Source organism: Candidatus Thermoplasmatota archaeon, assembly GCA_038884455.1.
Classification (GTDB): Archaea; Thermoplasmatota; E2; order DHVEG-1; family DHVEG-1; genus JAWABU01.
Map to the genome: position 1 here is coordinate 1 of JAWABU010000059.1, position 6,866 is coordinate 6,866.

Below are 6,866 nucleotides of genomic sequence, written 5' to 3' on the forward strand. Positions count from 1 at the left end.
CTTTGCTAACGCCTTATGTAAACGAATGATAGTACTATCTTGGATGAGAACATCCTGGAAATGCCTCATTTTATCCGATAGTTTACGATGTTCTGTTCTCGCTAAGTATTCTATACCATGGATCACACATGTTTTTAGATAAAGAACCAACTCAGGAGAAAATCGCTCATACCAACTACTGTCACTCAACACAATGTCTCCTTCCCGTTCATAACTCCGTTTAAGACTGGCAAGAGTTCGCTGCATTCCAACACCAAAACTCAGGATTAAAACCCAGAATATCGCTACCGGGTCAACCTTACGTTTCCGTTCCACCAGCCCGGTTTCTTTTGCAGTGTCCCGTAGCCATTGCGGCGGGAAAAGTTTACACATCTCCTCTTCAAATTCATGCATCGGTTGTCGATTCTTTTTGCATCCCATAGTATATCCCATCCAAAGGAAGGAATGGGATACATTTATTTATACTCAAACGTTCTTAACCGATGACACATGAATATCTTTTGATAAAACAAAAACTATAAGATAGATAACATTGTTCACTGAACGGTGTAAAACGGAGGTTACTCACGTATGAAAAAAGAATTTAAAAAAGGATCTATATGTATTGTTGTCGATTATCAAAAATGTTGTGGGTCAGGTGAGTGCGTTAACGCTTGTCCCGTCAATATTTTTGAAATCGAAAACGGAAAGGCAGTCGCAAAAAATGTTGACGAATGTATTGAATGCTGTGTATGTGTTAATGTATGTCCACAGAAAGCAATCGAACATTCCTCCTGCAACTAACCTGAGATATATTTATGCATGAAAAACAGATCGCTATAAAACTGGTAAAAACATGGTTGATCGATGATATCATAACTCTATACAAAGCAGGTGGTTGGTGGAAGGATGAATTCGATCCAAATAGCATTCCGAGATTAATACAAGGAAGCTATGCTTTTGCTGTTGCTGTTGATACGAACATCGGAAAAGCAATTGGTATGGGGCGAGTTCTTTCTGATGGTATTTCAGATGCCTACATTCAAGATGTTGTTGTACTTCCAGAGTATCGAGGATTCAATATTGGAAAAAAAATAGTTCAAACCCTAGTCACCTATTGTATATCAAATAACATTCATTGGATTGGACTGATCGCTGAGCCAAACAGTCAACAGTTTTATACAAGTATTGGTTTTTCCCAAATGAAAGAGTATATCCCCATGCTTTTTGTATCCAATAAAGGTCGCAAACATGCTCCGTTTTAGTGATTTTAAAAAAATCACCTTGGATGATAAACCTCTTTTCGATGCGTATTTTGCAAAATATCCGCCGGTGCATAGTGGCATGCTTTTTACGACTATGATATGCTGGCAAGATCTTGTTAACTATCATTATGCCGGTATGAAAAACCATTTAATTATTTATACGAAAATGAAAGATACAATCCAGGTTCGCCCCCCAATTGGAGCATATGATAAAGATATTTTTGATACTGTTCTTTGGTTTGCATACCACGAGGCGTCAGAAGAAGCGTTCGGAATGATCGATATCGAAACAAAAAACTGGCTTACTAAACATACGAAAATACAGCATTTTATAGAAGATCGCGATTTTTTTGATTATGTGTATACTGCATCAGATCTTGCAAATCTTGCTGGAAGCGAATACGCAAAGATTCGAAACAGATTAAATAAATTCGTGAAGAGCTATCAATACACTCTTGAAACAATTACTGACAGCAATATGGAAGAAGTTGCCGAATTTTTAAAACGGTGGTGTCTATGGAAAGATTGTGAATCAGACGATATTTTAAAGTATGAACGAAAAGCGATGATGTTTGCAATGAGTCATTTTTTTGATTTAAATCTGAATGGTTTAGCACTTCGTATCGATGGACGAATTGAGGCTATATCTGTTTTTGAGCCGATGAATCCAACAACAGCAGTTGTTCATTTTGAAAAAGGTTCCCCTGAGTATGATGGTATCTACAAAGCAATCAATTTGGAGACCGCAAGAGTGCTCCAAAAAAAATATCAATTTATCAATCGACAAGAAGATATGGGTATACCTGGTCTCCGGCAGGCAAAAATGTCGTATCGTCCCCATCATTTTGTTGAAGTATTCCATATTGAAAAAAAAGATATCATCCTATAATGTCACATTTTTACCAACTATAAATATCATCGAAAACAACTGATGATCGTTTTTTATCTAACAATCTAGGGGTATAGAAACTAAATGTGAATGAATTAATCATGATCTTCATAGAAAAACAAGATGACAATCGTTCTATTGTCAATACAACTAGTATATGTATGCTGAAGGAATTCTTGTTCTAGGAGAATCAGCAGGTTTGCTGATAGAACAGTAATATCAACGTAGCTATGAGAACAGTTTTTTATAATATGAATAATCAGCTAAAAAACTATAACCTAGTTACAATTACTGTTGATTACCCACAGTGCAGTTTATGTGAAAATTGATTTATACATGAGATACAATTATCTTATGATGTATCTATGAATAAGCTCATAACAAAAATAGGAAACCTTCAATTTGAAAATCCAACAATACTTGCTTCAGGGATCATGGGTGAAGATGCTGGAAGCATGAACCGAATAATTGCTAGTGGTGCAGGAGGAATCGTTACAAAATCAATCGGTATCATACCACGTACTGGTTATCCCAATCCTACCTTCGTTGAACTCGAACATGGACTGCTGAACGCAATGGGCCTGCCAAATCCAGGAATCGATGCATTTTCAGAAGAATTACAACAACTAACAAAAACAAAAACACCAATCATCGGAAGTATCTATGGTGCGAATTCAGAGGAGTTTATCAATTTAGCACAAAAAATGGAATCCTACAAGGTTGACGCTATTGAATTAAATGTGAGCTGCCCTCATGCAAAGCGATTTGGGTTGGAAGTTGGTTCAGATCCGGTTTTACTTCAAGAAATAACCAACGCAGTCAAACAATCTGTGCATATACCAGTGTTTGTCAAACTATCACCAAATGTCACAAGTATCGCAGATATTGCAAGTGCTGCAGAAAAGGGAGGTGCTGATGCTATTGTTGCGATTAATACGGTAAAAGCAATGAAAATCAATATCGAACTTCAAAGACCGATACTAGCAAATAAAATTGGTGGCTATTCAGGAAAAGCAATAAAACCAATCGGAGTTCGATGTGTTTATGAAATTGCAGAAAGAGTTCAAATTCCAATTATTGGTGCCGGAGGAATAACTGACGGAAAAGACGTCATTGAATATATCATGGCAGGAGCAACAGCAGTGCAAATCGGAAGTGCAGTGTATTACCGCGATATAGATGTTTTTAAAAAAATTTGTAACGAATGTACTACATGGTTACATGAACATAACGTCAAAAAATTATCAGAGTTAGTTGGAGTTGCTCATACATGAACCAACCACGCATTACAGAAATTTGTTCAATTAAAAAGGAAGCAGAGAACATTTTTTCCATCGCATTTGATGACCCAAGAGATATAAAACCAGGACAGTTTTATATGATTTGGATTCCTGGAGTTGATGAAATTCCAATGAGTGTCTCTTCAATCACTGATACCACCAAGATGATCACATTTCGAATACTTGGTGATGCAACAAAGGCACTTGCATCACTTCATACGTATGATAAAATTGGAATACGTGGTCCATATGGTAATGGTTTTACTATTGCTGGAAAATCATTGCTTTTTGTTGGCGGGGGGACTGGTGTTGCTATGCTTGCACCGGCAGTCGAAGAAGCTCTCCGGAAAAAAATAAAAACAACGGTCATTATAGGTACGAAAACCGAAAGCGAAATTTTTTTTGATCAACGATTACATCAACAAGGTGCTCACGTTCTTATTACAACAGATGATGGATCGCGAGGAATCAAAGGTTTTGCATCAGATCTTGCCAAAGACATTCTTGAAAAAGAACAATTTGACGGCGTTCTTACTTGTGGACCTGAGATCATGATGAAAAAACTTCTGACGGTGTGCGATCATCTTAATTTTCAAGCATCACTTGAGCGATATATGAAGTGTGCTGTCGGTATTTGCGGCCAATGTTGTATCGGGGAAGGAATGCGTGTTTGTGTAGAAGGACCTGTGTTTGATAAACAATCCTTAAAAAAATTTTTTGATTTTGGTATATATACAAGAGATGCAAGTGGGAAAAAAATAAAATTTTAGGATAGGAAAAAATGATAACTCGCCGATATATTATTGTACTCAGTATACTTCTTATTCTAGCAGTATCCTTTGGGTATCTTTCACTACTGCCATACAGTGTCCCTAGAGCAAATCAATGGGCTGAAAAAGCAGTACAGATAGATAAACTTCATATGCTTGGATTTGATGGTTCTGGTGTTGTCATTGGAATTATCGACACCGGTGTTGATACACATCATCAAGAATTTGATGATGATTCTTTTTTATCATGGACTGATCTGATTAATCAAAAAAATAAACCATATGACGATGAAGATCATGGAACACATTTAACAGGTCTTCTAATTGCTAAAGAATCATATGAAGGATTGATAAGCGGGGTTAATTTGAAAGGTATAGCCCCAAAAGCTAGGATTTTACATGTGAAAGCGATTCCAGCAAATCAATATTTTTATGATGGTGGTAACAGTAGTATCATTGCAGAAGGAATTCAGTTTTGCGTCGATCAACATGTTGATATCCTTGTCGTATCGATGGGAGTAAGTCCTGAAAAAATCAATTTTGCAGAAAAAAACAAAGTACTCCAAGCTCTTGATAGAGCAATCGCTTGTGGGATTTTTGTAATTGTTCCTGCTGGAAATGATGGACAGAATGATGATGGCGATGTTTGTTTTCCTGCAACTCATCCTCATGTTATCTCGGTAGGTTCCATAGCAAACAATTATCTGATATCTCCCTTTAGTTCGAAAGGTCATCAATATCCTGGAACCACAGATCCAAATAAAAAACCTGAATTGGTTGCTCCTGGAGAAAACATTCTTTCAACTCGGATCCATGGATCCTATGGAGAACTTTCTGGAACTGCACAAGCTGCAGTATATACCGCTGGCGTTCTTGCATTACTCTTGAATGCATATCCTGAATATAAACCATCCTGCCAGGAAGATATAAATACGACTGCGATACATGTTGTCAAACAGATATTAGCGCAATCTGCAAAAAAAATAGGAAATCTTGAAGGAGCAAAAGAGATTTTTACGCATGACGATTGGTATGGTTATGGTCTCATTCAAGCATATGATGCATATATCCAACTAGCTCAGTACAGATCATCATAACCAAAAGAGGAAACTTATATGAAGTTAAAATCTGATACTATATCTTTTGAAACACGCGGAGAAAATCATATCATTGACATCACACAAAAGATTGAAGAATGTATCGAAAAATCAACTATTAAAAATGGTATTGTATGTATATTTGTTCCTGGTTCAACGGGAGCACTGACAACAATAGAATACGAACCTGGTTTGCTTGAGGATCTACCTCAGATGTTTGAAAAAATTGCCCCAAAGAAAACAAAATATAGTCATCATGAAACATGGCATGATGATAATGGGCATTCTCATGTTCGTGCAAGCCTGATTGGAGCAAGTATTACAATGCCTATAGTAGACAATAAACTCGTACATGGAACATGGCAGCAGGTAGTTTTTCTGGAATTTGATACTCATCCTAGAAAACGCACAGTATATGTTCAAATCATCGGAGAATAAAAAAACCGGTAGATGTATGTTTAATCACGTATCCCTTCACTATTTACTGAAAATACCGATTCTCCTTCTGGGAGATGCGGCGAATCGATAAGCCGTGCTATCCGTTTTGATCCTTTGCTTTTTCGTAGGTATAATCGAAAGGTTGCTGTATGCCCAACAATGTGTCCTCCAATTGGTCGTGTTGGATCACCAAAAAAAGCATCAGGTTTTGCAGAAACTTGGTTCGTGACGAGAACAGCACCATTATTGAGATCACCCCATCTAAGGAGATCATGCATATGCTTGTTCAATTTTTGTTGCCGATCAGCGAGTGCTCCTCGTCCTACAAACTCTGCACGGAAATGAGAGGTTAACGAATCAACAACAAGAAGCCGAGCTGGTACTTCCTTGGATAGTTCTACGACTTTATCCACGAGAAGCATTTGATGACTTGAGTTATATGCTCGAGCTACATGAATTTTATTTAATGTTTCTTCCGGGTCCAGATTATATGCTTCAGCCATTTGTTTAATCCGTTCTGGTCTAAAGGTATTTTCAGTATCAATATAAAAAACATGACTCTCAAGTCCGCCTTTTTCAACAGGAAGTTGAACGTTGACGCAGAGTTGATGAGCGATTTGGGTTTTTCCCGATCCAAATTCCCCAAAAAGTTCTGTAATTGCTTGGGTTTCAAAACCTTTACCACCGAGTAATTCATCAAAACATTTTGAACCTGTTGAAATAAAACCAATTTTTGATCGTCGTTCTAGAAGTGCAGAACCAGTCTCAAAGCTGCCGACATCTGCTGCTTTTCGTGCTGCTTGAATAATTTTTGCTGCAGTGTTCTCACCGATATCAGCAATCTCAGATAGTTCTTTCGGTGATGACACAGCGATACTCATCATATCTGAATAGCCTGCTTCGATGAGTTTTTCTGCAATCGCGGGACCAACGCCCGGTAAATCTTGAATTTTGTCTTTGCCCATTTATACCCCTACGTAGCAGTGAAAGGAAATGATATTTATAAACATGTCCTTCAGAGAGACATTGGGACAGAATTAATCCGGGCGTATTCTTGTGATAAAAATATTGTGAAAGAATGCGGTAGAAAATAATGCTATTTCTCGTCGATCTTCTCGTTTCTGTCTCACCAGACCGCCAAAACGTCT

10 protein-coding genes are annotated in these 6,866 nt (G+C 37.5%); 7 read left to right on the plus strand and 3 right to left on the minus strand.

The genetic code is table 11. The annotated features are described in order from the left end of the window. On the minus strand, nt 1-393 hold a 393-nt coding region (locus QXL17_08225; GenBank protein ID MEM4259112.1), incomplete at its 3' end, for an IS4 family transposase. A gap of 177 nt (nt 394-570) precedes the next feature. On the opposite strand from QXL17_08225, the gene QXL17_08230 reads away from it, so the two are divergent. The 7 genes from QXL17_08230 to QXL17_08260 all read left to right on the plus strand — a co-directional run bounded on the left by QXL17_08230 (nt 571) and on the right by QXL17_08260 (nt 5,718). After that, the gene (locus tag QXL17_08230) at nt 571-783 is read left to right on the plus strand and encodes a 4Fe-4S binding protein (GenBank protein ID MEM4259113.1); all 213 of its coding nucleotides are present in this window, start codon (nt 571-573) and stop codon (nt 781-783) included. Nucleotides 784-797: 14 nt separating this feature from the next. Further along, nucleotides 798-1,244 carry a GNAT family N-acetyltransferase gene (locus QXL17_08235; GenBank protein MEM4259114.1) on the plus strand — a complete coding sequence of 149 codons (447 nt, stop codon included), beginning with the start codon at nt 798-800 and terminating at the stop codon, nt 1,242-1,244. Next, entirely contained in the window at nt 1,231-2,133 is a 903-nt protein-coding gene (locus tag QXL17_08240) for a phosphatidylglycerol lysyltransferase domain-containing protein (GenBank protein ID MEM4259115.1), read from the plus strand. Before QXL17_08235 ends, QXL17_08240 begins: the two co-directional genes overlap by 14 nt. A 365-nt stretch (nt 2,134-2,498) precedes the next feature. Beyond that, nucleotides 2,499-3,407: a dihydroorotate dehydrogenase gene (locus QXL17_08245; protein ID MEM4259116.1), complete on the plus strand. Its 909-nt coding sequence runs from the start codon at nt 2,499-2,501 to the stop codon at nt 3,405-3,407. Continuing rightward, complete coding sequence (locus QXL17_08250; protein ID MEM4259117.1) at nt 3,404-4,183, plus strand: dihydroorotate dehydrogenase electron transfer subunit; 780 nt, start codon at nt 3,404-3,406, stop codon at nt 4,181-4,183. The genes QXL17_08245 and QXL17_08250 overlap by 4 nt, the downstream gene beginning before the upstream one ends. 11 nt (nt 4,184-4,194) lie before the next feature. Continuing rightward, nucleotides 4,195-5,280: a S8 family serine peptidase gene (locus tag QXL17_08255; GenBank protein ID MEM4259118.1), complete on the plus strand. Its 1,086-nt coding sequence runs from the start codon at nt 4,195-4,197 to the stop codon at nt 5,278-5,280. Between the two features lie 18 nt (nt 5,281-5,298). Beyond that, the gene (locus QXL17_08260; GenBank protein ID MEM4259119.1) at nt 5,299-5,718 is read left to right on the plus strand and encodes a secondary thiamine-phosphate synthase enzyme YjbQ; all 420 of its coding nucleotides are present in this window, start codon (nt 5,299-5,301) and stop codon (nt 5,716-5,718) included. 20 nt (nt 5,719-5,738) lie between these two features. On the opposite strand, the gene radA is transcribed toward QXL17_08260, so the two are convergent. Next, nucleotides 5,739-6,683, minus strand: coding sequence for a DNA repair and recombination protein RadA (radA, locus tag QXL17_08265; GenBank protein MEM4259120.1), 945 nt, complete (start codon nt 6,681-6,683; stop codon nt 5,739-5,741). A 72-nt stretch (nt 6,684-6,755) separates the two neighbouring features. Beyond that, nucleotides 6,756-6,866: ISNCY family transposase (locus QXL17_08270; GenBank protein ID MEM4259121.1), on the minus strand; the 111-nt coding region annotated here is incomplete at its 5' end.